A 26,783-nucleotide genomic window follows, 5' to 3' on the forward strand; every position below is an offset into this window, starting at 1 on the left:
CTAGTGGCCCAAACAACTAAAACACAATAGCCATCAAAACAACCACTTCCACAAACTCAATCGCTGCACCAATCGTATCCCCGGTCATCCCACCAATAAACTTAACCATCAAATACCGCAAATACCAGAGCACACAAGCTACAACCAGAATCAAAACTACAGCCTGCACAAAACCCAGAAAAAACAAACTAACAATAGATACAACACTCAACACAGTCCAGGCTAACTCTCGTGGTAAATACGCCGCCATAGCACTACCCAACCCCTGCTCTCTTACATAAGGCGTAGTTAAAAACAACGTTAAAGGAACACAACGAGCAATAACAGGTGCAGCAATTAATAGATAAATTTCATTATTTAAAATCAGGCTATTAATAGCCGAAAATTTTATTAACAAAACCAGCACCAGAACAATAACCGCAATGGGCCCAGCCTGTGGGTCTTTCATTATTTCTAATGCACGTTTTTTATCGCCATGACTACCCACCCATGCATCCGCACTATCCGCTAAACCATCTAAATGCAGCCCTCCGGTAATGATCACCCAGACAGATAAAATAATCGCCGCAACTAATATTGAGTTTTGTTCCGCTAACAATGAAGAAATAACAAATATACACAACCCGATAAGAAAACCTACAACCGGATACCAGAGCAATGACCTGGCAACGTTTTCATCTGTCCACTCAATATTAAAATTAAGTGGAAACCGAGTTAGAAACTGAAGTGCAATTAAAAAAGCGGTCATAATTAAAGTTTATTAACTTGCTGATTAATAAAATGCAGGCTCAAATTTCCGTCATAACTGGTAACTCTGGTTAAACCTGCATAATCAATATTTATTTTTTGAGACTTTTTAAACGTTATGGACAATATTTCTGAAATAATCTGCCTTATCACACCGCCATGTACGACCAGCAGAATATGTTCATTTTTATGTTTGTTCGCTACATGTTCAAACGCACTATTTACACGACTCTTAAAATCTGAAAATCCTTCTGCATTGGGTGGTGTATTGCTCTCAGGGTCTTCCCAGAACATACTCAGTTTTTCCTGATCGGTACGCCATAAATCTTCCGCGGTTAGTCCTTCCCAGTCACCAAAATCTATTTCACGTAAATCATCTTCTATCTCCAGGTCCAGACCATTTTCTTTTGCTAGTGTTTGTGAAAAATCTGCACAGCGTATTAAAGGAGAACTAATAATCCGTTGATATAACTGCCCTTTAACAGCTAACTGCATATGTTCCCAGCCCTGTTTACTAAGAGATGCATCCGTAGACCCCAGAAAACAGTTACCTTTAGTTGTTTCTCCATGACGTAATAAATCAATAGTTGTTAACTTCTGCATTATTTACATATTATCTTTATTTGAAACACTTGCCTGCTCAAATGTTGCCATATTATTATGCAGCACACAGGCCATTCTCATTAATGGAACAACGATAGCTGCACCGCTGGCTTCACCTAAACGCATATTCATATCAAGTAACGGTTTAACATCCATTACCTGCATAATCATCGCATGCCCTGGCTCCGCAGAAGCATGTGAAAAAAACATCCACTGTTTTACCTGAGGTTTTATCTTTATTGCCATAAGAGCTGCAACACTACTTATAAAACCATCAACTAAAACCGGTAAGGAGTTTTGTGCACAGGATATATACGCACCAACAAGCGCTGCAATTTCAAAACCGCCTACCGACTGCAAAACACCTACTGGTGATTTCATGTTATCTTTATGTAACTCAATACTTTTCTGTATTACAGAAGCTTTATATGAAACTCCATCTTTATCAAGCCCTGTCCCAGGGCCGGTTAATTTTTCAGCGCTTTCATTCAATAATGCACAGGCAATTGCAGTAGCTGATGTTGTATTTGCAATACCCATATCACCGCCAATAAATAAATCAGCTGATTCGTTTATCGCACGTTTAACCGACTCACTCCCCACATTCAAAGCTTCTAACAATTGACTCTGTGACATTGCAGGTCGTTTACTGAAATTTTGTGTACCCGGAGCAATACGTTGATTGTATACCGACAACATCTCCTCATGATCATTAACGGTACCCGCATTAATCACTTCAAGTTTAGCATCTAGCGTTTTAGCTAAAACACTTATTGCTGCGCCACCCCTGGCAAAATTTTTCACCATTTCCAGTGTTACCACCTGAGGAAATGCAGATACATTTTCCTCAGCAACACCATGATCTGCAGCAAATACAGCTATATGCACATTATTAACTGCAGGTTTATCAGTAAACTGCATTGCAGATAACTGTATAGCAATATCTTCCATTCTACCTAATGAACCCGGTGGTTTGGTTAAGCTATTCTGACGCTGCTTTGCAAGTATTTTAAATTTATTACTAACATCTTTAACCGGGTTATCTAACCAACTTTTTTCAACCATTTACATTCTTCTTTTGTTTTACTCTTATCGACACTCATTCGAAAGTTATTTATTTAAATAAAAATAACAGAGAACCATTATTTTAAAACTTGTGGCAGCCCCGCTGTTATAAATACAACACGTTCACAAACCTGTGCTATTTTCTGATGTAACCGTCCAGACTCATCCACAAATTTTCTACCCAGCTCACTCATTGGCACAATACCCTGCCCAACCTCATTACTCACGAGTATTAAATCAGATTTCAGCTCAGTTATAACGTTTATCAATTCATTCTGTTTCTGTAGAACAAAATCTTCATCATCTATTGCCATGCAGTTACTCAACCACAAAGTCAGGCAATCAATTAAAAGACAATTCCCCGGATTATTGTTTTCTATTAAAACATCAGGCAGGTTTACAGGCTCTTCAATTAACTGCCAGTGTTCGGGTCTCTGTTGCTGATGCAGGCGTATACGCTGGCTCATTTCCTCATCACCTGCTGTTGCGGTAGCTATATAAATGACCTTTTTATCACTCGCTTTTGCTAACTGCTCAGCATAGGTGCTTTTACCTGATCTGGCCCCGCCTAATATAAATTGCTTCATATTTGATACTTTTTAAAAATCTCACATTATTTTTTTATTATCAGGTCACTCTGATTTTTCGGGTTACACCCTGTTTTATCCTGATAAAAGCTTTTTATAATTTCAAAATCCGAATCAATATCGCCTGTTGTCTCTACCATTTTACCTACACCTATTTTCTTATTTTTATAATCAAGATATGCCAGTGCTATAGGCACATTCGCGCCATCAGCTATATGATAAAAACCTGTTTTCCATTTATCTGTCTTTGACCTTGTTCCCTCGGGCATAAGACCAAGAACAAAACACTCTCTGGAATTAAATAAATCAATATTTTTTTGAATAAAACCCGATGCTTTGCCCCTGTTAACTGGCACGCCACCCATTGCAACGAATATAGGTCCAAACGGCCCCCAGAACATACTGTGTTTTGCTACCCAGTTAAGCGGCATATTCATAGCCCACTTAGCTAACATGCCCATAATAAAATCCCAGTTACTCGTATGCGGGTACCCGATCAACACGTATTTATTAATGGCTGGTAACTGTTCATCCAGCTGCCAACCAAGCATTTTTAATATTATTCGACTTAAAAATCTCATTTTTTGTTATCAACTTAAACTTTTGTTTCTAATATTGGTCTTTATTCTTAGCGTGTAAATGATAAAATTTGCCGCAATCTTAAATTACAGCCTGTTATCGGAGAACACATTGTCGCAGCATAACGCTATTTCACAACTCAGAGAATATGTTGGCCAGCAAATACTTGGCCAGTCAACGCTTGTCGACCGACTCATTATAGCGCTTTTAGCAAATGGTCACCTGTTAGTAGAAGGCGCACCTGGCCTGGCAAAGACACGCGCAATCAAAGTACTGAGTGAAGGTGTTGAAGGAGAATTCCACCGGGTACAGTTTACACCGGACCTGTTACCAGCAGATTTAACCGGCACAGAAATTTATAGGCCTCAGGACTCTTCATTTCAATTTCAGAAAGGACCTCTGTTCCATAATCTGATTCTTGCAGATGAAATTAACCGTGCCCCCGCCAAGGTTCAATCGGCATTACTTGAAGCAATGGGGGAGCGCCAGATTACTGTGGGCTCCGTAACCTATGCCTTACCCGAGTTATTTCTGGTAATGGCCACGCAAAACCCGCTGGAACAGGAAGGCACATACCCCTTACCTGAAGCCCAGTTAGACCGTTTTTTAATGCATGTATTTGTAGATTATCCGAGCGCAGCAACTGAACGGGATATCTTACACCTGACTCGATCTGAAGCACGTCAGCGACTTAGCGAGCCCGCTAAACCTGAAAATATAATGCTGCAAACCGCTTTATTTGATGCACGTAATGAAGTGCTCGATATCTATATGTCAGATGAGCTTGAAAACTACCTGTTACAACTGGTACTCGCTACACGTGAACCGGGTAAATATGATGAGAAATTAGCCGACTGGCTGGAATATGGTGCATCTCCTCGTGCTTCAATCGCACTTGACCGCTGTGCCCGCGCACACGCCTGGCTTGCGGGCCGTGATTTTGTTGGCCCTGAAGATATTCAGGCTATCGCACATGATGTATTACGCCACCGCATTATTTTAAGTTTTGAGGCCGAAGCGGAAGGCATTACCAAAGATCACTTCATTGACGAACTAATATCACGTATCGCTGTACCTTAATGACAAGAGAAGCATCAAAAACTGAACTGACTGCTGATGATATTGTACGCATTAAGCAATCTACCCTGATTGGACTGAACCGGGATGCCCGACAACTTCCACTAAACTCCGCAAGTATTCGTGCCCAGTTTAACGGCCAGTATTTATCGACTTTTAAAGGTCGCGGCATGGAGTTTGATGAGTCACGTCCCTACCAGCCCGGTGATGATATTCGCTCAATGGACTGGAAAGTCACCGCTCGCACCGGCAAGGCACACTCAAAAGTATTTAGAGAAGAACGTGAGCGCCCTGTTTTATTATGGGTCGATTATCGGCAGCCCATGTTTTTTGGCACACAACAACATTTCAAATCTGTGCTGGCAGCTAAAATATCTGCACTACTTGCCTGGAGCACAGCACATCATGGCGATAGATTAGGCGGTCTTATCTTCTCGGAAAGCTCACACATTGAACTTCGCCCAAGTAGAGGTAAATCGGCAAGTTTGCACTTTATAAAACAGCTTGCCCAACATACCGCCTGGGATAATTCATTAAACACTCACGAACATAGCAAAAGTGCAGCCGATGCACTGGCTCGATTACAGCGAGTAAATAAACCCGGTTCTTTGATTTTTCTTATCAGTGATTTTCGTAATATGGATGATTTAAGCTGGTCACAGATATCCCGCTTAAACCATCACTCGGATATTATTTTAATTTCAATCCACGATCCGCTTGAGCAACAACTGCCTCCTGCCGGCAATTATAAAATCAGTAATGGCGAGACTGAGCTTAATTTAAATACCTATAATAAAAAGCAGCGTAAGGAATATCAAAATCGCTTTCTGAACCAGCAACTGGAACTGCAAAACACCTGTCGAAAACAGGGTATGCACTATTTAAGTGTATCCACCATTGATGACGTTTTACCTACACTGCAACAAAAACTAGGGATAAGTCCGATTGCCGGTAAAAACAGGGTGCGAAGAAAATGAACGAATTACCTCTTCGCGACATTCACCTGCCGGCAGAAATAAGCTGGTGGCCACTGGCTATTGGCTGGTGGTTATTACCAGTATTAATAACATTAAGCATATTTTTAATCATTAAATTCATAAAATATAAACGACTAAACAGAAAAGTTGCCTTTAGAAAAATTGCACTTAATGAACTCAATCAATTACGTTCAAAATTTAAAGACGAGAACAACTCAATTGAATTGATACGTTCTGTTTCATCCCTGTTACGGCGCATAGCACTAAGTTATTTACCTAGAGAAAACGCGGCCAGTTTAACGGGTAAAAACTGGGTATCATTATTAAACGATCTCAGCACACAAACTGTATTTACAGATAAAACCGGCTCACTACTTGAGCAGGGCCCATATATGAAACAATGTGAATTTAATCATAGCGAATTACTTTCAATATGCGAAACATGGATAAAAACTCTGCCAGAAACAAATAACACTGATAGCATTACAGGTGTTACATCGTGATATCCATAAGTAACATACAGTTTATCTGGCCCTGGATATTTATATTATTACCCTTGCCTCTTTTAGTACGATTAATATTACCCGACAGTGATAAAAATCAGGATGCGCCTTTACACATTCCTTTTATAGAAGACTTTAATTCCGCGCCCCAAAATGCCGGCTTTATAAACAAAAGTAAACTACTTACTGCACTGGCAGCACTGGCCTGGATTTTACTTATTTTTGCCGCTTCCCGTCCTCAGTGGTTAGGTGAGAGAATAGACATACCCGTAAGTGGCAGAGACCTGATGATGGCTGTCGATTTATCCGGCAGTATGGCCGCAGAAGATTTTGATATAAATGGCCAGACAATCAATCGATTACAGGCGGTTAAAATTGTTGCGGGTGAATTCATAAAACACCGTGAAGGTGATCGCATTGGTTTGATTTTATTTGGTCAACAGGCCTATTTGCAAACACCGCTTACATTTGACACACAGACAATTAATACTATGTTGCAGGAATCATTAATTGGCATTGCCGGAAAAATGACCGCTATTGGTGATGCGATTGGCCTTGCCATAAAACGGCTGAACGGAAAGAGCGCTGATAAACAGGTATTAATACTACTGACTGATGGTACCAATACTGCAGGTGAAGTTCCCCCGTTAAAAGCAGCAGAACTTGCAGCTAAGGAAAATTTAAAAATTTATACCATTGGCATCGGTGCAGCTTCCCGTGAAGTCGGTAGTTTTATGTTTAAACGAACCGTAAAAAACAATGAAATAGATGAAAAGACGCTTAACGAAATTGCTGAAATAACCGGCGGAAAATACTTCAGGGCACATAATACAAAAGAATTAAATAAAATTTATTCATTGATTGATGAGCTGGAACCGGTAGAGCAGGAAACACAGAGCTTTCGCCCTGTCATGTCTCTTTTTATGTGGCCTTTAACGGTTGCATTTATTCTCTCCCTGCTTATTGCAATAGCCCCTTTTATGAGTCAATTAACACATAAAGTAACGGGACTGTTTTCAAAGGGGGCTGCTAGCAATGGATAGTCTACTATGGATTCAGCAGTTTCATTTAATTCGCCCTTACTGGTTACTGGCTTTGTTTCCACTTGCCCTGTGCATCTGGTTATATAGTCGCACGCAAATTCATAGTCGTAACTGGGCATCCGTCATCGACAAGCGATTGCTGCCCCATTTATTACAGGGCGTAACTGAACAGAAAAAATCAAAGTCTATTATTTCCTTATTTCTGCCTTTGTTTGTTATCGGTTTCATCATTATTTTTGCGCTTGCAGGCCCAGCATTTGAAAAGCGGCCTCAACCGGTTTTTAAAACCCAGTCTGCACTGGTTATTCTTTTAGACTTATCCCGTTCAATGGATGCAACCGATATAAAACCCAGCCGATTAAGCCGGGCACATTTCAAGATAAATGATATTTTAGACTTACGTAAAGAAGGCCAAACCGCCTTAATTGCCTATGCTGCAAATGCCTATACGGTAAGCCCGCTAACCGATGATGCAGACACCATCGCCTCACAGATACCCGCTTTAGAAACACATATAATGCCCGCACAGGGCAGTCGCCTTGATATTGCACTTGATAAAGCATTAGCGCTTTTTAATAATGCAGGCCATTCTAGAGGTGATATTTTAGTTATAACTGATAGCATCAATTCAAATGACCAACATGCATTAAAAAGACTAAGTTCTAAAAACTTTAAGACATCTATTCTGGCTATAGGAACAACTGAAGGCGCTCCCATTGCCAGTAAAAATGGCGGTTTTGTAAAAGATAGTAGTGGATCAATCGTTGTGCCTAAATTAGATGTCAGTCACCTGAAAAGCGCAGCATTATCCAGCGGTGGGAAGTTTAGTTTATTAACCTCTAATGACAATGATATCACTCACCTATTGTCATCTATCGATATCAATAGAGACGCACCAAAGGATAATCAATCAGAAGAAAATGCCTTAAAATTTAAAACCGATACCTGGCATGAAGAAGGCCCATGGCTGTTATTACTGGTTATCCCTTTTGCGGCTTACGCCTTTCGCAAAGGTCTCATATTTGTACTGCTTATTTTCATACTACCCCTGCCCCAGCCTGCGCAGGCATTTGGCTGGTCTGATTTATGGAGTAACAACAACCAGCAAGGTAAAGCGGCCTTACAACAGGGAAATATTGAGCAAGCTGCTGAACTATTTAACAATCCCGAATGGAAATCTGCGGCTCAATATAAAGCAGGAGAATATCAGCAATCAGCTGATCTTCTAAAAAACATTGATACTGCTGATGCTAATTACAATCGAGGCAATGCATTAGCAAAAACAGGTAATCTGCAAGCGGCGATTAAAGCCTATGATCGAACACTAGAAATAGACTCACAGCATGAAGATGCTAAATTTAATAAACAGTTACTGAAAAAAGCCCAGCAAGACAAGAAAGATCAAGAGAAAAATAGCGATGAAGACAAAAGGGATGATCAGAACTCTGATTCTAAAGATAAACAGGATCAAAATGAGTCTGGTGAACAATCTGAAAATCAGGACTCGTCTCAGAATGACTCACAGAACGATTCACAGGAAAACTCTCAACAACAGTCAGAGAAAGACGATAAAAACAACAAATCAGATTCTGAGAACAAGCAAAAGAATAATGAAGAAAAAGAGAGCGAAGCTGAACAAAAAGAAGCATCAGAGTCCGAGAACGATCAGAAAAACAAAGAAGAGAATCAGGCCTCTCAGCCTTTAACTGAATCTGAAGACACCCCTGACCTTGAAAAACAGCAAACACAACAATGGCTTAAAAAAATACCTGATGACCCGGGTGGCTTATTACGCCGTAAATTTAAATATCAATATAGTCGCGAACAAAACCAGAACGAAAAAAATCCATGGTGATTTTCAAACGTTTTAAACACTATTATCAAAATATATTATGAAACTATTTATTAAAGCATTTTTCTTACTTTTATTATTAATCTCATTCAATGCACATGCCGTTGATATCAATGTGAAAGCTGACCGCACTCAAATTGAAATTAACGAAACATTTACACTTATTTTTGAGGCCGATGGCGACACCGACGACGAGCCTGACTTTTCACCTCTTGAAAAAGATTTTCAGATATTAGGTACAAGCACCGGCAGTAATATAAGCATCATTAACGGTGAATATAAACGTTCAAAAAAATGGAATATTTCCCTCGTTGCACGTCGTAAAGGCAATATAACAATTCCTCAAATATACTTTGGCAACGATGTAAGCCCGAGTTATCAGATAAGCATCAAAGAGCCACAAAAATCAACTGGCAAGCCAGGGGAAACACTAATTTCAGAACTGATTATTAGCTCTGACACTGTCTATCCGCAAGCTCAACTTATTGTGACCCAACGATTACTCAGCTCAAGTAATCTCGCTGGTTATGAGTTTGCCCCATTAAAAATTAGCGGCGTTGAAAACACAAAAGAAACACTGGGAGAAGTTAACCAATATCAAACCAAACTTGGTAATACGCCATATCTGGTGCTTGAACAGCGATATGCTATTTATCCTCAATCAGCAGGTAAGTTAGTAATTAACCCAAGCATTGCTACTGTTCGTGTAGCCATTCAAAATTCACGAGGCAACCGATCCACTTTCGATCCATTTCGTAGTAACACAAAAACCATACGTCGCTCATCAGACAAGAAAATAATCACAGTTAAATCGATACCCGATTCATTCAAAGGCAAACACTGGCTGGCGGCAAAAGAAGTTCAGTTAGTTGAAGAATTCCCTGAAGCAACAAGTTTTAAAGCCGGTGAACCCATTACCCGAACACTTTTATTAATTGCAGATGGCCAAAACGCATCTCAGCTACCTGAATTCAGCATTACCAATATAAAAGGACTTAAGCAATATCCTGATAAACCCTTACTGAAAAACAATTTAAGTGAAGATAGCATTACCGGCATTCAGCAAATTAAAGTTGCACTGATACCCTCATCTTCAGGTAGCTACACCCTGCCAGCTATATCAATACCCTGGTGGAATACTCAAACAGATAAATTAGAAATCGCCAGTATAAAAGCCCGAACATTTACGGTTGATAGTGCATCGTTTTCTGAAACAACAGACATAAAACCAGATCAACCGGAACCTGCGAGAATAACATCACTCCCTGAAAAAGAAGCCGACATCAGAACAGGCATGCCAGCAAACGTCACAAATCCAGCCGATAAAAGCCTGCCCTGGATCATTACTTCACTTCTACTGGCAACGGCTCTATTATTCACGCTATTTTTATTATGGAAAAGCAAACGCAGAAATTCTTCTCAGGTTAAAAACACTCAGACAGATAACACATCCCTGAAACAGGCCTTAACTAAGCTTGAACAAAGCTGTAATGAATCTGATGCAAAAGCCTCTAAGGATGCTCTGTTATTATGGGGTAAATCATTATTTGAAAATGAATCCGTTCATTCCATTGCAGACCTGTCCGGCAAAGTAGATAACGAACTCACGATTCATATAAACGCACTTAATTCATATTTGTACCGTGATAACAGTGACCAATGGAAGTGTAATGAGTTGTTTAATCTTTGTGTGAAATTCACTGAGAACTATAAAAGTAAACAGTCAACAACAGGCCATGAAGATAAACTCGAAAGTTTATATAAATAAATTAAGCTTAACAAAACATTAATAAGCTTGATGAAAACTATTTAAGTCAGCCATTGTCAAAAACACAATCTTTAACCTGAATTTACAGCAGAACATTATGAAGTTACCTGATTTTATTAAAAATACCCTTATTATTACATTACTCACATTCTCTACTTCATTGTCCGCAGTTGAGTTACCAAATTCCGAGTTATTAGGTAGTGACGGAAAAAAACACCACCTGAAAGACTATCTGGGCAAAGGTAAATGGACAACTATCATAGTCTGGGGCCCCAAATGCCCCGCCTGCACTGAAGAAATGCCTGAAATTCAGAGCTTATATGATGATAAAGACAAAACGGGTATTAATGTACTGGGACTTGCAGTCGACTTCCCCAGTTTTTCATATGCAAAGTTGAAACAGGTACAACAGTTCGAAGAGGACTATTTCATCACTTTTCCTAACCTGCTCATTAGCTCTGCACTATATTATGAGTTAGGCCTGGGCCCATTAAAGGGCACACCAACAGTTATACTCGTTTCCCCTGAAGGAAGTGTATCCGCCGTGCAATTAGGTGGCGTACCCAGAGACATCATAGAAAAATTTATCACCAAACAGAATGCAAAAGCGTTAAATTTATCTCAAAAACAATAAAACAGAACAAGCTTATGCCTCTGTAACGTATACTCTATGACTCTTCAAAGAAATGGATATCCGTTATGTCAGATAAACCAACCATGGGTGTTGAAGTTAATGTCCGTTCAAATGGCACACCCGAATTAAAAACAGCTCATTCTAAAGGCCCTGAAACTCAGGCTAACACCCCCTTTTGTATAGCGATACTGGGAGACTTCAGTGGTGGTTTAAAAAACACATCTGATCTTAAAAACAAACGGCGCCTAATTGAGATAGATCGGGATAATCTGGAAGAGGTTATGGCCGATTTTAAAATCAATTTGAATTTAAATTTATCTGATAGTGAAACAATCAATATAGCCCTTAACGAACTGGATGACTTCCACCCTGATGAGTTATATGAAAAACTCGAATCATTTAGTAAATTAAGAAGCTTACGTCGCCGCTTAAAGAGCAAGAACAACTTTGCTGATGCCGCTGCTGAAATACAGGGCTGGATACCCTATATTAAACAAACGCAAGCCACTACAGTTGAAAAGACCTCATCTGATAACAGCCCTGACTCGGCCATCAACTCTGACAACCTGCTAGATGACATTCTTGGTTCTCATCAGGAACAGTCAGGGAATAACACCGCGACAGAAGCAACTCATATTGATAAATTAATCAAAAGCATCGTAGCCCCTTATGTAGAAGCCGCCACTGACCCAAGACAGGACGACATGATATCGATGGTTGATAAAGCCACCGAATCTCATATGCGTGATATTTTACATCACCCTGATTTTCAGTCTATGGAATCGGCATGGCTTTCTTTATACTTTTTAATTAAACGCATTGAAACCGGTTCGAAGTTAAAATTATTTATTTTAGATATCACAAAAAAGGAATTACAGAACGACCTTGCTGTAGATGATATTTCAACATCAGGCGTTTACAAATTATTTTGCGACCCGGCTGAAGGAGATGCACCGTGGAGCGTATTACTGGGTAACTATAGCTTTACAGACAGCATTGAAGATGTTTTGTCACTCGTAAATATTGGTGCCATCGCTCAACAGACTAACGCGCCATTTATTGCCGCTGCTAATGAACACCTGGCCTGTTGTGAATCTTTTTCTAAAACACCTGATTATGAAGACTGGAACCATATAATCAGCGAAGGTACTCGAAAAGCCTGGGAGATGTTAAGGCAATCACCTGTAGCATCATACATAGGTCTTGCATTACCTCGTTTTTTACTTCGCCTGCCTTATGGAAAAAAAAGCAAACCAATTGATACATTCACATTTGAAGAACTGACTGATGAAAACGATCATGAATCTTATCTATGGGGAAATGCTGCTTTTATAAAAACAGAATGCCTTGCCAGAAACTTTTATAACAATCACTGGAATATGCGGTTAACCGAAGTTTTTCAAACCGATAATTTGCCCGTACATTATTTTCAGGATGATGGCGAGACTGTAAATAAACCCGTAGCTGAAATTATGCTGACTGAAAAAGGTGGTGAAATTTTAAATGACAATGGATTAATCTCTTTATGGTCTGTTAGAAACATGGACTGCATAAGATCAACAGACTATCGTTCTATTCATAAAAACTCTCTTAACATATCAGGACGCTGGGATTAGTTAAGCAATACAGTTATTTCTTAGCCAATTAACTTATTATGATAAATTTAAAAGCATTGATCTCAATTACTTTCATCACTTACGCTGGGTTTTCTCATTCTGATGAAACTGATTTTTATGAAAATTTAATTTATGACAATGTAATCCAGACTCATTATTCAGCACTCATAAAAAATGCTTCCGCAGACCCTGTAATAGACATACGCACTGACTCAGGAAAAACAGGATATATCACATATCGTTTTATCGCTGAAGTTCAACATATATTCAAAGGAGCATCAAATAATCAGATTGAATATCGTGTAACTTATGAAGCAGGTATTAAACCTATTATTAACAACAAAATACAGATCATTAGCCTTTGTCGTTCAGATGATAATACATTTTATGTGCCGGGAAATGGTTATAGAATTGATGCAACTGAAAAATTAATCAACATCGCTAAACAGGCAACGAACAAAAACTCTTCCCTTAAAAATATTTGTGAGGGCATTTAAAGATTCAAATATATAACTAAACTTTACCCTTCCACGGAATAAGTTTTCTTTCAGCAATACGCATCAACATATCAATGCTATACCCAATAACACCAATTAGAATAACCCCTATCAGAACAACATCTGTTTGTTGAAATTTTGATGCCGCAATAATCATTTTTCCTGCACCTTTTTCTGCTGCGACTAATTCTGCTGCAACCACTGTGCCCCAGCAAACGCCCATAGCAACTCTGGCCCCGGTAAATATTTCTGGTAATGAATTAGGAATAATTACTTTTGTTAACACCTGAAACCTAGATGCTCCAAGTGAATAAGCCGCATGCACTTTTGAAATATTGACACCGGATACCCCCGCGCGTGCAGCGATAGTCATAATCCATAAAGCCGCGAGAAACAGCAGGCTAATTTTTCCTGTTTCCCAGATACCAAACCAGATAATGATTAACGGAATAAGTGCCAGTGGAGGGATAGGGCGCATAAACTCAACAATCGGATCAAACCAGCCTCTGAACCAGCTATTCAACCCCATCGCATAACCGAGTGGGATACCCACCAGACTTCCCAGTAAAAACCCCGCTATAACTCTTAATAATGACCAGCCAAGATTCTCAGTCAATGTTACATTTTGATAACCATCTCGACTAATTTCAATCAGACGAGTAAACACCGCTTCCGGTGCAGGCAACCAGACAGATTCCATCTGCCAGCCTTTATCCGGCACAAAACTCAGACTGCCTTTGGTTGTCATTTTCACAACGCCATTATCAACTTCTACAGACTGTTTAGGCTCAATGGCCTGATTATTAATAGCAGTAACCCTGTAACCTTTTACCTTGCCACCTTCATCATTTTTCTGAACCTTGATAAGCGCGCTACGCCATGCCACTACTTTCATAACATCATCTTTAGCAAAACCTGCCTGAACTTTGTCAGTTATATCGGGTTTGCTAAATTTTTCATCATTATGTTTAACGCGTATATAAACGGTAGCATTGTCAGATTTGTTTTGCGCATTCGTTGCGGTATATATAAAAGAGGTATCGCCCGTAAACGGGCCGGGCACATGAACAGGTATAAGAGTTGAACCAGTAAATGCCGCCCATATAATAAATAAAACAATAATAGAAAAAACAGATGCAACCCGGTTTGGTTTTACTGAACTTTCATCCCCAAAAGTAACGGTTTTTCTATCACTTGAAGTTTTTTTAAAAAATGAATTCTGAACAAATGTATACGCAACATAGGCTAGAACAAACAAACTTATATAGATTGCGAGAATTAACATGGCTTATTCTTTTCTGCCCATAATGTCTTCTTCCATTTCCCATATCATGGAAAGAATCTCTTCTCGTTGTTTAGTGTAATCTTCACACTTTTTAACTTCACGTAAACCAGTTTCAATCGCACGCAGTGCAAAAGGCAAGTTATATTCCTTATGAATATGACCGGGCCGTGGTGCCATAACCAGAAGTCGCTCACCTAGCAGTAATGCCTCTTCAACCGAATGAGTTATGAGAATAATTGTCTTGCCGGTTTCTTTCCAGAGTTTGAGTATGAGGCCCTGCATTTTTTCCCGTGTTAATGCATCCAGTGCACCAAGTGGTTCATCCATTAAAATCACATCCGGATCATTGGCAAGACAGCGTGCCAATGCAACTCGTTGCTGCATACCACCAGAAAGTTCGTATACATTTTTATCTGCAAAACCATGCAATCCAACAGTTTCTAAAAGCTCATCAACAAGTTGGCGGCTCTGATCAGCCGAAACGCCTTTCATAGCAGGGCCAAAAGCAATGTTTTTACGCACATTCATCCATTCAAAAAGTGCGCCTTGCTGAAATACCATACCTCGTTCTGCACCTGGCCCGGTAACCTGTTTTTCATTAAGCGTTACCTGACCTGAGCTTGGCGCAAGAAACCCGGCAACAATATTTAAAAGGGTGGTTTTCCCGCAGCCTGAAGGCCCAAGTATTGAAAGTAACTCACCTTTATTTAAATCGAGTGAAACATTTTTTAACGCCTCAACAGATCCGCCATCCGGCAGATCAAATACCATTGAGACATTGTTTATTTTTAAACTGGAATTATTCAAAATAAGTTTCGTTATCTATTCAAACAAGTTACATTTTTGAAGCGGCTTCAAGGTAACTGGAATCCACTGCACTTTCATAATCAGACCGCGCTTTCGGTATAACGCCCTGCTTTACAAAAAAATCACCCACTTCTTTAAGAAATTTCTGTGTGCCACCGCCCAGCCATTTTTTACTGAGTTGCTCGTTAATACCTGGAAACTTAAATCCAGCCATTGTTTCTTCACCTGCTTCAATATCCATGCCCGCTGCTTTCGCAATCACCGGCAACATATCAGCTGCCCCGTTGGCAGCAAACCGGGCATTCATATCAGCCGTAACCTTAAGAAACTTTGCCAGTACTTCAGGATTTTCCTGAGCCCATTGCGATGAGACTGTCGTCGCATCAAACACCTGAATTCCCAGTTTTTCTTTTTCTGCTCCGGTCATAAGCACATTGCCATGCTCTTTCATACGAAGCAAAGCCCCTCCCCAGCCACAGACCATATCAAGATTACCGTTAGCAAATGCGGCAGCACTATCTGCAGGCGCCATATCTACAATTTTCATGGTCGATGTATTTACACCCAGATGCTGCATCTGTTTTAAGAAACCATAATGAACTGCCGTACCAAGTGGGATAGCAATCTGCTTACCCTCAAGCTCTTTTGCATTATCTTTATCTATTTCAAGACTGGAGCGGACAACACAGTTATCGTTTTCAGAATAAGATACCGCAACATCAACAACCTGTAGGTCCTGCCCCGCAGACGCCGCAATAACAAAGGGCGGAATCCCCTGAGAGAAAGATATTTGCACATCACCAGACGCCATTGCTGCTGACATAGCTGTTCCTGCGTCAAAAGACACCCATTTCACATCTAAGCCGAGTTCTTTATCGTAAATTTTCTTCACCTGGGCAAACTGACTGGGTGTAGGCCACTCAAGAAAATAAGCCACCGTTAGATCTGCTGCCCGAATTGTCGATGCATACATGAGTGAAACTGAGAAAATTATTGAGACAATGTAAATATTACGTAATAAAGCTTTAATTGATTTCATATTGTGACTTTCTAATTTAATAAAATAATTTTAATACATATTACATGAAAAAGTTTTAAAACTTTACTTATTAAGTCTATTCCACAGCCTATTTCTTACATAAGCCTGATATGCCCCATAACAACAATCCCGCAATGAGCAGAAGCATTTGTAATGAAGCATATGCGGTTATACTTTGAGGGAGTGATGGCAGCATCAAACCAGCAACCAGACCCGACATCATTATTTGCGAAAAGCTCTGAACAGCAGAGGCTGCGCCCCTGTTATCTGGAAAACAGTCTAATGCCAGTATCCCTAAACCCGGCATAGACAACGCGACACCAAATGCGTATATAACGATGGGTGCAATTATCCAGATTGGTTCAGGTAAAAACAAACTCGACTGAGTAGAATTTGCATGGATAACACTGGAATGCATAACATTAATTACCATACCAATAAACATAATCACAAATGCCAGATTAATCGTTTTCACACTTGACCAGTGCCGGGTCAGTTTACCCGCTAAAAATGAACCCACAATAATACCCGCAGTCATGGGCACAAACTGTATCCAGAAATCTGTGCTTTCGAGTGACAGAAAATCAAACATCACCGTGGGTGCCCCGGCAATATATACAAACAGCCCACCAAAACTAAAGCCCAGTGAAATCACAATAGTTAAGAAACGAAGATGCAATAACGTTCGTGCGTAAATTCTTAATACATGAAATGGATGAAAAGACTGTTGCTTAGATTTATGTAATGTTTCACTCAGTATAAAACTGGATAACAGCAACATGGTGACGCCATATAAACATAAAAAATAAAATATACTGCGCCAACCGAATAACTCATGTAATAAACCGCCAATAATCGGCGCAATCGCCGGTGCTAGAGCAAATAACATCAACACATAAGCCATAACCCGTTGAGCATTATTACTGTCATAAACATCTCGCACCATTGCACGACCGGCTACCAGCCCCCCACTTGCAGCCATACCCTGAAAAATGCGAAATAATAAAAACTCAGAATAGTCAGTTGCTAACGCACAACCCAGCGATGCAATTGAATAAAAAAAAAGAGAACCCGAAATAACATGTTTACGACCCAGCCTGTCAGATAACGGCCCCCAGAACAAACTGGATATGGCCGTTGCGATCATATAAAAAGCAATAGACTGGGAAAGTTGAGACCGACTACTGCCAAACTCAGCTTCAATAGAAGGGAAAGAAGGTAAATAGGTATCAATGCTGAATGGACCAATCATCGACACAAACGCGACGATGACAACCATTGCTATTAAATTATTATCCTGTTTCACAAAGCTCTCTTAATTTTTATAACATAAGAAAAATATTATTTCTTATGGGCTTTACTTTTAAACTCTCTCTTTTTATCCGTTAATGCCTGAAGAAAAAGCACAATATCTTCAACCTGTGAGTCCGTTAGTTTTTTATCCAGTTGTAAATACGCCATTTCTTTTACCGCATCATTTAGCTTTTCAATTTTTCCATCATGAAAATATGGAGCAGTTAACGCCACATTTCGAAGCGATGCGACTTTAAATGTCAGCCGGTCATCTTCATCGCCAGTGAGCGCAAATAAACCAGTATCACTCTGATTCTCATAGGGGTTTTCTTTGCCCAGGGTTTCATAGGTCTCACCACCCAGTAATTTTCCATCATGACATGATTTGCAATCAAGTTTGATAAATGACTTTAGGCCTCGCTGTTCCGACTGATTTAATGCACTTGCGTCCCCATTCATAAAATCATCAAAACGTGAAGGGGTAATTAAGGTGCGCTCGAATGCAGCTATAGCTTCTGCAATATTCTGATAGGTAATAGCCGGTTTATCTTTTGGGTAAACACTGGAAAACAATTTTTGATACTCGGTTATACCGCGTATTTTCTTTTCGACCGTTTGCTCATCCGGCATCCCCATTTCCACCGGGTTGAGAATCGGGCCTTTCGCCTGCTCGACTAAATCTTTTGCTCGACCATCCCAGAACTGACTATCCTGCCAACCCGCATTTAACACGGTCGGGCTATTACGTGTTCCAAACTCACCTTTTGCACCGGGGGACGTAGACAGGTTATCCACACCCGCCATTCCATTTTCAAGCTCATGACAGGATGCACAGGCCTGTGTATCATTAATTGAAAGGCGTTTATCAAAGAAGAGTTTTTTACCCAGGGCTATGCGTGCTGGCGTATCATTTTCAGCGCCGGGCATGCTGGCAGGCAATGGCGAGAAATAACGATTTGCACTGCGCATTAATCGATCAGTTTTATCCGCAAATGCACTATTTGTAAATATCAGTATAAAACCCAATGTAAACGCGGGCGTAAACCCTGTGATTTTTTTCATATTCATACGTCATATCCAAGTTTAAGAAAATACCCATAATCTATCATTAGTTGCTTTCAATTTGTAACATGCGCAATCAACGACTAACATTATCATATCAGCTCACAGAACCTATAAACATGTCTAAATATATAGAAATTCAATGTAATGAAGCAATGAAAGACATCATCTGTAGCTCATTAAGAAACTTTGCTTATCTGGCTTACCCTAAAGCTCATAATTCTGAGTGTAATCTGGTTGCCAGTGATGCATTGCTGAATGCTGCTGATTACTTTGAAAAACACTTTTCCGAGTGTGGCGCAGGTTTATTAAACAGGCGAATGCGCATGATGGTAAAAACAGCCATTGAAACACATTACAAAATTCTTTCTGAACTTAAAAATCACTCAACCGAAAAACAATGTGAAGTTATGCTTAAAGTTTGCAAAGGCGATCTGGTAAACAACGAGGAGCTGATAGAAGCTGAACAACTTGATCAGCAGTCTTAATTTGGCCGTATATAGTAAACTTTAATTATATTTACCAAGCGCTTTATTCAGGCCACTCTCCACCTTATCATTAAAACAAGCAAATATAATATGCTGTAATATCGTATTCTGTTTCGAAGCTTTTACTTCATCAACCGCAATTTCACAGGCACGTTGAACTGGAAAACCATAAACACCACAACTAATCGCCGGAAATGCGAGAGATGACAATTCATTCTCAATAGCCAGATTTATACACTCACGATAACAGGATGCCAGTAACCGCTCTTCACCATTACCACCACCCATCCAGACCGGACCCACGGTATGAATCACAAATTTTGCGGGCAAGTCATAAGCTTTTGTCATTTTTGCATAACCCGTTTCACAGCCGTTGAGTGTACGACATTCTGCCAGCAATTTTTCTCCCGCTGCACGATGTATTGCGCCATCTACACCCCCACCCCCAAGCAGTGAATTATTCGCCGCATTTACAATAGCATCAACTTTGAGCCGTGTGATATCGGTTTGTAGAATATCTATTTTCATATCACTGGCACACCAATTAGATATGGGTGTATAACTAAAACAAATACGGCATAAGCAACTAGACCTGCAATAAAACTACCAATATCATTTTTTACCGGGTACTTTTCTGTTTGCAGTAACGCCCCTCTTAAATTTGCCGACACTATCGCAAACAAAGAATAAATAGCAAACGAGCCAAACAGAGTTATTGATGCGAGATCACCGTTTGCGAATAAATGAACACATGACCAGAGAAACACGCCAAAAAGCATCGGGTGGCGTATGAATCGCTTAATATTTGATTTCATATCCGCCGCAACAAACAAATAAAAAACAAGCAGCATAGTCACTATGACTACCTTTCTACTCCAATATGGTGGCTCCCATATCGGTTGATATTCTGCCTCGGACATACCATATATAATTAGAACCAGACCCAGTAGTGCCGTAATAGAATACAGTCCTTTATACCTGGCCTCCCCTAAACCATTTATCGCTTTCTTTCGAAAGTTTACAAAACTGGGCACCAGATGCACCCCAAAGAAGATTGTTATTCCGAGCAGTAAAATATCCATATTTCCTCTTGCAGTTAATAGTGAGTTAATTATTCGGAATTAAATATTAATCGGTTATGAATAATATACTCTATTATTGAAGTATACTGTTTTTTGAACCGGTAAATTCTCGACTTTAATATACTAGAGGTTGAATAATGCAACTATCTTTAAAACACAGGGCTTTCACGTTACTAGTGACTACTTTGATTATCGCTGGCAATATTGGCTGTGCTCAAGTTCGTAAACTAACTTATTCAGAAGACTTTACTTATGTAGAAGACAGGGAAGTAAAGAGCCTAATGAGAAAGATGAGCAAGGGTGTTGAGAGACTCGGACAGATTGCCGAAAAAGCATCTACAAATAACAGGACTCAACAACAACAGATTATTTCGGAACTAGGTGATTTACAAAGCATCGCTGCTCGACTCAGCGCCGGCCATACACAAACCAATCAATTATTTATAAGAGATCATATTGAGCAGTTTATTACTGACATTGGAGAAGCCAAGATGTTTGCGAAAACGACTCCGCCTGATTATTCAAAAATTGGAGATATTGTAAATAGTTGCGAAGAGTGTCATACGTCGCGTTAAAAAACAGAACTGATTAGTACCAGATAATTATTAACTCTAATATTACAGGTCATTATTCAGCCGGAATAGCAAAGAAAATAATATATAGAAGAATCAGTGCAACACTCATGAATAACATACGTCTCCATACAGTCATGCGTGAATCTGGTGAGCAGTCACGATAACAAAAATTAAGCGCAAGCAGTGCCTGTAAAAAATAATAAAAGGCGAATGCACGAGATGCGAGGGTGATAATTTCAATTAAATCAACGGCCCAAACCAGTAAAACAGCACAAATTGATATACCCAGATAACTAATGCGTGTAGATAGTTTTTTACCACTATTCTCACTTAACAACCCACCACCACCACCTGTGTCAGCAACTGCTGCACTAAACTGACTCATCAATGCCGCACCTATCAACATAAAGGGCAATACCAGTGCTGCCTGACCCGTTACATCAACAATTTTGGCTAATTGGACATGTTGAAGATCAAGATACTGAACAACGGGTAAAAAGAGGATGACTGAAACTACATAGAGTATCCCTGAAATGATTTGTGCTTTTTTCATTGTCGCTACGCGCACCTCCGGACTGTATTTTTCACCAAGGAAACGCGACGTTTCAAAACCTTGCACGACCAGTAATGCACCTGCAAGTATACGTACCTGCGTGCTAACATCACGTTGTGGATAATCGAAACTTAAGCTTCCACCTGATGTATAAAACACATAAGAAAAAGCACCTAAACCCAATAATAATGACACCACAATAGAAAGCTGCACAGTCATTGATACAGCTTCTAGTTTTTCCAGCCCACCTAGTCCGCGTTGATACCCAACGAACGAAATAAAGAGAATAATGACTGTAGTTAACCATCGTTCAGCATCAATATTGTCGACACCGAGATAGCTCAATAAAAAGGAAGATAGAAGCGACAGATAAAATGCAACGGCGACCATATAGGCAAGAACCAGCGCTATATCACCCAGATACTCTACCTCTCTTGTTCTTTGTGATAATGAACCATCCTTTATCCGTGGTTCGACATGCATAATATTAAATCGTATTACACTACCTATGGCGTACGCTAGTATGACTATACCGGTTACAGCCACAGGTGAAAGTATACCGACAACACTGGCCAGTAACGGAGACATAATCAGGAAACCACTACCGATAATTGATGATAACGGTGTCAGGGTTGCCTGCCATGACTCGCTTTTTTGGAAATTGGGTCTTCGAAGGTAATAAATAGTAAACAATGCTGCGAGAATTAATCCCGAATTGAGAATCATGCTTGAGGCACTGAGTAATGAATCGGTGTTCATAGTTCAACTCTAGTTGTAAAAAATTAGATTACAATAAGTCCAATGCAATTATTATTGGCTATTCCCCAGTAATTAGCATCAAAGCTTTGATGAAGCTCTTACATATAATGCTCTTAGCACCCTCCAATAATAGAGGTAGACTAGTATTTATTATTTTGATCAGTATTACACTTTAAACAGTGCTATTCAAGAAAACCGTTAATCCTATTCTGCCCCTGATTTATTCTTAATTGTTATTACGTCAACTGTAAGAGACTCTACATTTTTGTTCTCACGCAAAGCGTGAAAATGATATCACCTCTAACTCTGCACTTGAACAAAGAGTTTATTTACAACCTGTTTTTGAGGGATTGATTTCTATTTCATCTAATACAACCTGACTTAAACCATTTTTTAATAATTTTATAAATTCTGCTTCTGCCACTGGTCTGGAATATAAATAACCCTGAGCATAATCACTATTTATCTGTCTTAATTTATTATCTACATCTGCGGTTTCTATTCCTTCCGCTATTACATTCATACCCAAATTATGGGCCAGACTATTTAAGGTGGAAACAATTTCAAAACTTTTTTTGTCTTCACACATGGTACCGACAAATGTCTGATCTATTTTTAAAGTATCGATAGGAAAATGGTGAAGATAACTAAAGCTTGAATATCCAGTTCCAAAATCATCTATTGCTAATGTCACTCCCAGTTGTTTTAAGTTTTTTAATGCTTCTAATGCCCGGTCTGGATTTGCCATTAATAATGTTTCGGTTATTTCAAACTTCACATTCGCGGGCACTATTTTTAAATTATTAAGTACATTTGAAATATCTTTAATTAAATCAGGGTGCTCAAACTGCCTTGCTGACAAGTTGATACTGACATATAAAAAAGAACCCTTACTGCCTGATGTTTTTAAAAACCGAATTAAGGCTTCGCAGGCTTCTTCAATAATCCACTGCCCTAGTGGCACTATTAACCCACACTCTTCTGCTTTGGGTATAAAATCGGCTGGAGACACAAAACCTAAGACCGGATTATTCCACCTTATTAACGCCTCACAACCCGCTATATGATTATTTTTTATATCAATTATCGGCTGGTAATAAAGCTCAAACTCATTATTTTCTATTGCATTGCGTAAATTATGTTCAAGATTTAATGTGCTTACGGTAGACATCACCTCATCTGGGTGTGCCACATGATTTTCATCACTGTGTGTGCTGGTATTCACTGCACCCATTATTCTGTCTTGCATTTCTATATATTGCTTCATTAATGATTTAACAATATTAGTTGTATTGTTAAACATTGACTGATATTCATCTTCAGATGCATGGTGTGTTATGCCTTCTACTACATGCATCATTCGAGCATGCATATCACGGTATCGCTCCATTATCACCTGCAGGAAAAATCGTACGGTTGGATCTGATATATCAATTTTATGTTTTATATATTCACGGGGTATAACAATAAGCTGTGAGTCTTCAATAGCAATTGCCGTTGCATTTCTCACGTGATCATCAATGAGCGCCATCTCACCTAATAAATCACCATCCGTTAACAATGCAATAATGAGTTTTTTTTCGTCTTTAATTATTGAAACTTCAACCATACCTTTTTCAATAATATAAGCGCAGTCTGCAGGGTCACCATCAGAGAAAATAAGAGAGTCGAGGGGGTAGTCTTTTTTATATTCAGTACTTATCATTTTACTAAACCACAACTGAACGGGTACAAGCTAGAAATCTATTTATCTAATTTCCAATTAAAAGTATAGCAAAGCTTTTTTAAAAAATTGTCGTCTATAATCATAATATATGGACATACAAGAACAAGAACAGTCATAGAATACATTTATGGTTATGATCATGAAAAATGATATCAAGTCTGCCGTTTCTGAATTAATTCATAAAGAGATGGAATTATCATCATTACCGGATATTTATATTCGTGCTTCAGAAGTACTTGACGACAAAAACTCTACCAATGAACAAATAGCTGCGGTTGTTCAAATCGACCCGGTTATATCAGCCCGTTTACTCAAAGTTGTTAACAGTTCATTTTTTGGTTTTGAGCATAATATTGCCAGTGTATCTCAGGCAGCCGCAATTCTTGGCCGAGCAACCTTACGAAATATGATTTTAGGCGCTGTAATATCAGGCGTTATATCCCGTATAAGTATTGATGTTTTCCCCATGGATGATTACTGGAATCACAGTGTGCGCACTGCCGTACTCACAAAACTACTGGCAAACCAGTTAAAAGGTCTGGATGCTGAGGCGCTTTTCATTGCGGGTTTAATTCATAATATCGGTAAACTGGTCATTGCACATGAGTTACCTAACGAATCGATGAGCATACAGCGCCATATTATTAATGATCAGCTTGAGACCCATATAGCTGAAATACAGTTACTTGGTTTTGATCACTGTGAAGTAGGGGCTGCTTTAATCGCTTACTGGGGGTTACCTGATATTTTTATCAATACGACCCGTTATCACAATTACCCGTCAGATACTGTTGATTACAAAATAGAAACGCTTGTAATATCAATTGCCTGCACCATTTCACACCTCTCATCAAGTGCTCAGGAGATTGATTTAGATACATTAATTGATGAGCATGAACACTGGTTAACTAGTGGGTTAACTAAAGAACAAATTATAGATACTGTTGAAAACCTGGAAGAGCATTTCAAACTGGCGATTTCTATTTTGTGATTCAGGGCCGCATTATGATGACTTATCCTGATGATGTTTGCATTTTTCTACGGCTCGCTTCTATAAATCGGCAGCTTAAACTACCCACTACGACATTAAGATGCCAGAGCATTACCCCTCACCTGTTTGGTGTTCGCGTATGATTTATTACTCGCTTTCCAGCCAAACTGACCACTCCATTGCCCATTCTTAAAATCTATATTTAACCAGCCCGGCACATAAGCTCCCTGTTTTTTTATGGTGAAATCTGTCACAGGGGGTGGACCAATATAATCACCAACCGGACAGCTTTTCGTCATTACCGTATTAAAGCGCACATAAACATTATCAGTTAATGACTGAGCATTCCGCAATACATCTGCGAGCTCATCTGCGGATAAATGCCACGCGCCTTCAATCTCCTGCTCACTATAAAATGCCAGTCGTTTGCCTAACAGGCAGCTGAAATAGATTTGAATTTCAATCACTAATACTGATGTCAGTTTCCGGCTCTGCTCTCTTGCCGCATTTGAGAGTTTTATATCGACCGTTTTATTATGGAATGTCAGCTGCTCACTCATACAACCTGCCCTTATTTATGTGTTCATTATCTGGCGTTTAATTCATGTTTTATCTTATAGCCTAACCTATCAAGTCAAATTTGTTTAGTAAACTTCTAAAACTAACTATATAATATTCATATATGAATAGCATGGATTGGGATGGGATACGATTTTTTTTGGCCGCTGCTGAAACTGGCAGCCTGTCTGCGGCTGCAAAAAAACTTGCAACAAACCAGCCCACCGTTGGGCGACATATCAATAGTCTTGAAGAATCTCTAGGTGTTAAATTATTTCAGCGCTCTGTTAAAGGATTGAGCCTGACAGAAGAAGGTAAGCGAATTCATGAAGAATCACAGCAAATCCAAAGCAGTGTCGTAAAAATTCAAAGAACAGTTCAAGCTGAAAGCGAAACCATAAGCGGCACCGTTAAACTCTCGCTGCCCGAAGGCATATGCCATGAAGCAATTATGCCTGTATTAGGTGTTTTTTATAAACAGTACCCTGACATTAAACTTCAACTAGATCTTTCATCTTCAAGTGCAAACCTGACTCGCGGTGATGCTGATATTGCAATTCGATTATTCAGACCCAAACAGGCCGATCTGGTGATTAAAAAATTAGGTGATATGCAAATGGGCTTATTTTCGTCAGATGAATATTCCAGAAACTTCGGTTCTCCCATCACCTTAGATGAACTTAAAAATCACCGGATCATTTCTTATGGTGATTTATTACATAACCTGCCTGAAAATCAATGGCTACTCAAACACTCAGATAAAACCTTAAACATAACAACTAGTGACAGCACAATTGCACGACTTAAAGCGACATTGTCGGGTTGCGGCATTTCGATACAGCCCGTTTTTTTTAAACGGGCTAATAACCCGTTAGTTCCCGTATTAGTATCTGAAAAAATACCCAGCCATGAAGTGTGGCTTGTTTATCACAAAGACTTAAGGCATTTATCTCGTATGCGTGTGGCGCTTGAGTTTTTATCTGCACACATGATTAAAATTTTAAGCCCGTAAAAAAA

Annotated in this window: 28 protein-coding genes; 13 read left to right on the forward strand and 15 right to left on the reverse strand. The window is 39.4% G+C overall.

The window, feature by feature from the left end; translation table 11 throughout:
* Positions 1 to 16: 16 nt before the first annotated feature.
* The 5 genes from DIZ80_16065 to DIZ80_16085 all read right to left on the reverse strand — a co-directional run bounded on the left by DIZ80_16065 (position 17) and on the right by DIZ80_16085 (position 3,583).
* On the reverse strand, positions 17 to 748 hold the full coding sequence (locus tag DIZ80_16065; GenBank protein ID RDH81587.1) for an adenosylcobinamide-GDP ribazoletransferase: 732 nt from the start codon (positions 746 to 748) through the stop codon (positions 17 to 19).
* Between the two features lie 2 nt (positions 749 to 750).
* The gene (locus DIZ80_16070) at positions 751 to 1,350 is read right to left on the reverse strand and encodes a histidine phosphatase family protein (GenBank protein RDH81588.1); all 600 of its coding nucleotides are present in this window, start codon (positions 1,348 to 1,350) and stop codon (positions 751 to 753) included.
* Positions 1,351 to 1,353: 3 nt separating this feature from the next.
* Positions 1,354 to 2,415, reverse strand: a complete 1,062-nt coding sequence (gene cobT / locus DIZ80_16075; protein RDH81589.1) for a nicotinate-nucleotide--dimethylbenzimidazole phosphoribosyltransferase — start codon at positions 2,413 to 2,415, stop codon at positions 1,354 to 1,356.
* Positions 2,416 to 2,492: 77 nt separating this feature from the next.
* Entirely contained in the window at positions 2,493 to 3,002 is a 510-nt protein-coding gene (locus DIZ80_16080; GenBank protein RDH81590.1) for a bifunctional adenosylcobinamide kinase/adenosylcobinamide-phosphate guanylyltransferase, read from the reverse strand.
* A gap of 26 nt (positions 3,003 to 3,028) precedes the next feature.
* Positions 3,029 to 3,583, reverse strand: coding sequence for a glycerol acyltransferase (locus DIZ80_16085; protein ID RDH81591.1), 555 nt, complete (start codon positions 3,581 to 3,583; stop codon positions 3,029 to 3,031).
* Positions 3,584 to 3,641: 58 nt separating this feature from the next.
* Here DIZ80_16085 and DIZ80_16090 point away from each other — a divergent pair, with 58 nt between their 5' ends.
* The 9 genes from DIZ80_16090 to DIZ80_16130 all read left to right on the forward strand — a co-directional run bounded on the left by DIZ80_16090 (position 3,642) and on the right by DIZ80_16130 (position 13,548).
* Positions 3,642 to 4,661, forward strand: a complete 1,020-nt coding sequence (locus DIZ80_16090; protein ID RDH81592.1) for an AAA family ATPase — start codon at positions 3,642 to 3,644, stop codon at positions 4,659 to 4,661.
* A complete protein-coding gene (locus DIZ80_16095) occupies positions 4,661 to 5,635 on the forward strand; it encodes a DUF58 domain-containing protein (protein RDH81593.1) in 975 nt (324 codons plus the stop codon). The genes DIZ80_16090 and DIZ80_16095 overlap by 1 nt, the downstream gene beginning before the upstream one ends.
* Positions 5,632 to 6,138, forward strand: a complete 507-nt coding sequence (locus DIZ80_16100) for a DUF4381 domain-containing protein (GenBank protein ID RDH81594.1) — start codon at positions 5,632 to 5,634, stop codon at positions 6,136 to 6,138. Before DIZ80_16095 ends, DIZ80_16100 begins: the two co-directional genes overlap by 4 nt.
* 14 nt (positions 6,139 to 6,152) lie before the next feature.
* A complete protein-coding gene (locus DIZ80_16105) occupies positions 6,153 to 7,181 on the forward strand; it encodes a BatB protein (GenBank protein ID RDH81726.1) in 1,029 nt (342 codons plus the stop codon).
* Positions 7,174 to 9,036 carry a hypothetical protein gene (locus tag DIZ80_16110; GenBank protein RDH81595.1) on the forward strand — a complete coding sequence of 621 codons (1,863 nt, stop codon included), beginning with the start codon at positions 7,174 to 7,176 and terminating at the stop codon, positions 9,034 to 9,036. Before DIZ80_16105 ends, DIZ80_16110 begins: the two co-directional genes overlap by 8 nt.
* A gap of 37 nt (positions 9,037 to 9,073) precedes the next feature.
* Positions 9,074 to 10,801 (forward strand): hypothetical protein, encoded by a 1,728-nt coding sequence (locus DIZ80_16115; protein ID RDH81596.1) that lies wholly within the window; start codon positions 9,074 to 9,076, stop codon positions 10,799 to 10,801.
* Between the two features lie 97 nt (positions 10,802 to 10,898).
* Positions 10,899 to 11,435, forward strand: coding sequence for a hypothetical protein (locus DIZ80_16120; protein RDH81597.1), 537 nt, complete (start codon positions 10,899 to 10,901; stop codon positions 11,433 to 11,435).
* A gap of 65 nt (positions 11,436 to 11,500) precedes the next feature.
* Positions 11,501 to 13,051, forward strand: a complete 1,551-nt coding sequence (locus DIZ80_16125) for a hypothetical protein (protein ID RDH81598.1) — start codon at positions 11,501 to 11,503, stop codon at positions 13,049 to 13,051.
* Positions 13,052 to 13,089: 38 nt separating this feature from the next.
* A complete protein-coding gene (locus DIZ80_16130; GenBank protein RDH81599.1) occupies positions 13,090 to 13,548 on the forward strand; it encodes a hypothetical protein in 459 nt (152 codons plus the stop codon).
* Between the two features lie 16 nt (positions 13,549 to 13,564).
* On the opposite strand, the gene DIZ80_16135 is transcribed toward DIZ80_16130, so the two are convergent.
* The 5 genes from DIZ80_16135 to DIZ80_16155 all read right to left on the reverse strand — a co-directional run bounded on the left by DIZ80_16135 (position 13,565) and on the right by DIZ80_16155 (position 19,034).
* A complete protein-coding gene (locus DIZ80_16135; protein RDH81600.1) occupies positions 13,565 to 14,833 on the reverse strand; it encodes a taurine ABC transporter permease in 1,269 nt (422 codons plus the stop codon).
* 3 nt (positions 14,834 to 14,836) lie between these two features.
* Positions 14,837 to 15,604, reverse strand: coding sequence for a taurine ABC transporter ATP-binding protein (locus DIZ80_16140; GenBank protein ID RDH81601.1), 768 nt, complete (start codon positions 15,602 to 15,604; stop codon positions 14,837 to 14,839).
* A 64-nt stretch (positions 15,605 to 15,668) separates the two neighbouring features.
* The gene (locus tag DIZ80_16145) at positions 15,669 to 16,679 is read right to left on the reverse strand and encodes a taurine ABC transporter substrate-binding protein (GenBank protein RDH81602.1); all 1,011 of its coding nucleotides are present in this window, start codon (positions 16,677 to 16,679) and stop codon (positions 15,669 to 15,671) included.
* Between the two features lie 88 nt (positions 16,680 to 16,767).
* Positions 16,768 to 17,985, reverse strand: a complete 1,218-nt coding sequence (locus tag DIZ80_16150; protein RDH81603.1) for a Bcr/CflA family drug resistance efflux transporter — start codon at positions 17,983 to 17,985, stop codon at positions 16,768 to 16,770.
* 35 nt (positions 17,986 to 18,020) lie between these two features.
* Entirely contained in the window at positions 18,021 to 19,034 is a 1,014-nt protein-coding gene (locus DIZ80_16155) for a cytochrome-c peroxidase (GenBank protein ID RDH81727.1), read from the reverse strand.
* Between the two features lie 119 nt (positions 19,035 to 19,153).
* On the opposite strand from DIZ80_16155, the gene DIZ80_16160 reads away from it, so the two are divergent.
* On the forward strand, positions 19,154 to 19,522 hold the full coding sequence (locus DIZ80_16160; GenBank protein RDH81604.1) for a hypothetical protein: 369 nt from the start codon (positions 19,154 to 19,156) through the stop codon (positions 19,520 to 19,522).
* 21 nt (positions 19,523 to 19,543) lie between these two features.
* Here the strand turns inward: DIZ80_16160 and DIZ80_16165 are convergent, their stop codons facing one another.
* Positions 19,544 to 20,050, reverse strand: coding sequence for an O-acetyl-ADP-ribose deacetylase (locus DIZ80_16165; GenBank protein ID RDH81605.1), 507 nt, complete (start codon positions 20,048 to 20,050; stop codon positions 19,544 to 19,546).
* Entirely contained in the window at positions 20,047 to 20,604 is a 558-nt protein-coding gene (locus DIZ80_16170; GenBank protein ID RDH81606.1) for a hypothetical protein, read from the reverse strand. Before DIZ80_16170 ends, DIZ80_16165 begins: the two co-directional genes overlap by 4 nt.
* Positions 20,605 to 20,741: 137 nt before the next feature.
* Here DIZ80_16170 and DIZ80_16175 point away from each other — a divergent pair, with 137 nt between their 5' ends.
* Entirely contained in the window at positions 20,742 to 21,179 is a 438-nt protein-coding gene (locus DIZ80_16175) for a hypothetical protein (protein ID RDH81607.1), read from the forward strand.
* 52 nt (positions 21,180 to 21,231) lie between these two features.
* On the opposite strand, the gene DIZ80_16180 is transcribed toward DIZ80_16175, so the two are convergent.
* Both DIZ80_16180 and DIZ80_16185 read right to left on the reverse strand, forming a co-directional pair.
* Entirely contained in the window at positions 21,232 to 22,491 is a 1,260-nt protein-coding gene (locus DIZ80_16180) for a hypothetical protein (protein ID RDH81608.1), read from the reverse strand.
* A 325-nt stretch (positions 22,492 to 22,816) separates the two neighbouring features.
* Complete coding sequence (locus DIZ80_16185) at positions 22,817 to 24,196, reverse strand: hypothetical protein (protein ID RDH81609.1); 1,380 nt, start codon at positions 24,194 to 24,196, stop codon at positions 22,817 to 22,819.
* A 148-nt stretch (positions 24,197 to 24,344) separates the two neighbouring features.
* Here DIZ80_16185 and DIZ80_16190 point away from each other — a divergent pair, with 148 nt between their 5' ends.
* Positions 24,345 to 25,208, forward strand: a complete 864-nt coding sequence (locus tag DIZ80_16190) for a hypothetical protein (GenBank protein RDH81610.1) — start codon at positions 24,345 to 24,347, stop codon at positions 25,206 to 25,208.
* Positions 25,209 to 25,303: 95 nt separating this feature from the next.
* Here the strand turns inward: DIZ80_16190 and DIZ80_16195 are convergent, their stop codons facing one another.
* The gene (locus DIZ80_16195; protein ID RDH81611.1) at positions 25,304 to 25,768 is read right to left on the reverse strand and encodes a hypothetical protein; all 465 of its coding nucleotides are present in this window, start codon (positions 25,766 to 25,768) and stop codon (positions 25,304 to 25,306) included.
* A 122-nt stretch (positions 25,769 to 25,890) separates the two neighbouring features.
* Between DIZ80_16195 and DIZ80_16200 the strand changes: the two genes are divergently transcribed.
* Positions 25,891 to 26,778 (forward strand): hypothetical protein, encoded by an 888-nt coding sequence (locus tag DIZ80_16200; GenBank protein ID RDH81612.1) that lies wholly within the window; start codon positions 25,891 to 25,893, stop codon positions 26,776 to 26,778.
* Positions 26,779 to 26,783: the final 5 nt, after the last annotated feature.

The sequence above is a fragment of the endosymbiont of Galathealinum brachiosum genome, assembly GCA_003349885.1.
GTDB lineage: Bacteria > Pseudomonadota > Gammaproteobacteria > SZUA-229 > SZUA-229 > SZUA-229.